Genomic DNA, 2,690 nt, shown 5'->3' on the forward strand with positions numbered 1-2,690 from the left:
TCGTGATCATCTCGTCGTCCGTGAACACGGTGCCGTCGAACAGAACCACGTCGGCCGCCGCCAGCGCCTCCCGGACGATCGGCGTCATCGCGGCGATCTCGGGGACGAAGGCGAGGCCGCGGCCATGCGCCGACGTGATCACGCCGATCACGTCCGAGGTCGTGTCCGCGGCGCCGCCCTCGAGGTAGAGCGGCCGCTTGCCCGGAACCGGAAAGCTCTCGATCACCAGGCCGCCCGGGCCGGCGACGCGCCCGGACGCCGGCAGGACACGGCGCGCCACGCGCTCGGCCGGGAGCGCATCGAACATCGGGTTGGCGCCGAGCGCGGCGAGCGTCGTGGCATCGGCGAACAGGTCGAAGCCGTGCCCCTCGCGCAGGTGGAGAAGGCCTGCCATCTGGTCGATCTCGGCACCGGTCAGGACCACGGCGGCGATCGGGCTGTCACGCGGGACGGCGATGTCGCGCGGCGCGAGCGCCGGCGTCGCGAGAATTTGCGCGCGCAGATCCGGCGAGGCGTTGAGCAGAATCCACGCGTCGCCGTCCGCCGTCACCGCGACCGAGGTCTGCGTACGCGGCCGCACGCGGCCCTCACGGGCCGCCGCGCAGATGCGGCAACGGCAGTTCCACTGCGGCACGCCGCCGCCCGCGGCCGAGCCGAGCACGATCGCGGTCAGCCCTGGCACGCCTTCGCTCAGATTTCGGGCGGCAGATAGCCGTTGATCTCGAGCCCGATGCAGATCTCGACGAAACGCGGCGTCGTCCAGGCCGTCTTGGAAGCCATGATCATGATCCTTTCCTGGTGGATGCGGCCGAAGCCGGTCTGGGGAGCGATCGAATCGCAACAACGAAACCCCGACCCGGGTTCCGGTGCCGGGTTTGCTCCGGCGCGGATCGACCTGCTCACAGTGCCGCGGTCGATCGCCGGGTCGCTCGATCACGGCCCCTCGTTCTCCCGCTCCGGCGCGCCGCCGGGGCTGCGCTCACGCGGCGGCGCGCCGGCGAGGTCGGGCTTTCCGTCGTCGAGCGCGTAGACCTTCAGATAGTCGCCCTGGGTCGTCTCGAAGCGCGCGTGTCCGGTCGCCGTGATGGCGATGTATTGCCGCCCGTCGTGCTCGTAGCTCATCACGCCGGCCTGGCCGCCGGCCGGCAGCCGGGCCTCCCACAGCAGGCGGCCGGTCGCGGTCTCGAAGGCGCGCAGGAAATTGTCCTGGGCAGCGGCGATGAAGGTCAGCCCGCCCGCCGTCATCAGCGGGCCGCCGAGATTTGCCGTGCCCATGGTGATCTTGACGCGCGTCGGGATGCCCAGCGGCCCGGCATCGAAACCGGTACCGAGCGGCTTCGACCAGACGAGCTCGCCCGTATCGATGTTGGTGGCGGCGATGAAGCCCCACGGCGGCGCCAGGCAGGGGACGTTGAGGATCGACAGCCACATCGGGCGGTTCACGCCGAACGGCGTGCCCGAATGCGGCGCGATCGGCTGGTCCGGCCGCGCCCCGCCGGAGCCCACCGGCCGGTCCTGGACCTCGGCGCGCGGCGTCATGTCGACGATGTTCGGCAGCCGCGAATAGTTGGCGACGACCACGCGGCGCACCGGATCGAAGCCGAGCCCGCCCCAGTTCATGCCGCCGACCGTGCCGGGCAGCAGCACCATGCCGGTCGCCGCGATGGTCGGCGGCGTGAACATGCCGTCGTAGCGGCGGGAGTGGAAGCCGATGCGGCACAGCGCGGCATCGATCGGCGTGAGGCCCCAGATGTGGCGGCCGTCGATCCGCTCCGGCGTCGGCCCCGGCACGCCACCGAGATTGGGGTAAAACACCGAGCGCGGCTGCGTCGGCGAGAGGCGCTCGCCGGGCAGCTTGCCTTCCTGCGGCACCGCCTGGTGGAGGACCTGACGCAGCGGCTCGCCCGTCGCGGCGTCGAGCAGGAACAGGTCGCCGCCCTTGGTGCCCTGGAGCACGGCGCGACGCATCGCGCCGTCGACCGGCACGTCGACCAGCATCGGCTGGGCGCCGATGTCGTAGTCCCAGAGGTCGTGCTCGACCGTGGTGAACGACCAGCGTGTGGCGCCGGTCGCGAGATCGACCGCGACGACGGCCGCCGTGAAGCGGTCCTCCTCGGCGGTGCGGTTGCCGCCCCAGTGATCGGCGCCCGCATTGCCGGTGCCGAGGAACGCGAGGCCGAGCGACTCGTCGGCCGAGACGACGTTCCAGACATTGGGCGTGCCGCGCGGATAGATCTCGCCCGGCGCCAGCGGCGCCTGCGGGTCGGGGCGCAGCGCGTCCCAGGCCCAGCGCAGCGCGCCCGTTCACGCGTCGTAGGCGCGCACCACACCGGAGGGCGCGTCGCGGCGCTGGTTGTCGCTGACCTGCTGGCCGACGATCAGCAGCCCGCCGGCGACCGTCGCGCCCGAGGTGTTGGAGGCGAAGCCGGCCTCGCGCAGGCCCATGCCTTCGGTGAGGTCGACGGTGCCGCTCTCGCCGAAGTCGCGGCAGACGAAGCCGCCGACCGCGTCGAGCGCGATCAAGCGCCCGTCCGCGGTGGCGACATAGACGCGGCGATGGCAGTTGCTGCCGCCGCGCGCCAGCGGCCCCATCACGCTCGGAACCGCCGGCATCCGGTCGACCGCCTCGGGCCGCCCGGCCGGATCGCCGTCGTCGAAATAGGCGACCGCCCGGCACGCGGCGCTGAACA

General features: G+C 72.5%; 3 protein-coding genes and 1 pseudogene. All 4 read right to left on the bottom strand.

Features of this window, described 5'->3' with window-relative positions:
- On the bottom strand, window positions 1-682 hold a 682-nt coding region (gene pqqB / locus ABTU92_RS28160), incomplete at its 3' end, for a pyrroloquinoline quinone biosynthesis protein PqqB (protein ID WP_408094889.1).
- 8 nt (window positions 683-690) lie between these two features.
- Window positions 691-780: a pyrroloquinoline quinone precursor peptide PqqA gene (pqqA, locus tag ABTU92_RS28165; RefSeq protein WP_408094890.1), complete on the bottom strand. Its 90-nt coding sequence runs from the start codon at window positions 778-780 to the stop codon at window positions 691-693.
- A 153-nt stretch (window positions 781-933) separates the two neighbouring features.
- Complete coding sequence (locus ABTU92_RS28170; protein WP_408094891.1) at window positions 934-1,998, bottom strand: PQQ-binding-like beta-propeller repeat protein; 1,065 nt, start codon at window positions 1,996-1,998, stop codon at window positions 934-936.
- A 306-nt stretch (window positions 1,999-2,304) separates the two neighbouring features.
- Window positions 2,305-2,690 (bottom strand): annotated as a pseudogene (locus ABTU92_RS28175) (membrane-bound PQQ-dependent dehydrogenase, glucose/quinate/shikimate family); the annotation flags it as partial.

The organism is Rhodoplanes sp. SY1 (assembly GCF_046000175.1).
In the GTDB taxonomy this organism is placed as follows: domain Bacteria; phylum Pseudomonadota; class Alphaproteobacteria; order Rhizobiales; family Xanthobacteraceae; genus Rhodoplanes.

Bases quoted from the DNA above. Each gene is read 5' to 3' on its own strand.
- pqqA (WP_408094890.1), bottom strand. From the start codon at position 780: ATGGCTTCCAAGACGGCCTGGACGACGCCGCGTTTCGTCGAGATCTGC.
- ABTU92_RS28170 (WP_408094891.1), bottom strand. From the start codon at position 1,998: ATGCTGGTCGACGTGCCGGTCGACGGCGCGATGCGTCGCGCCGTGCTC.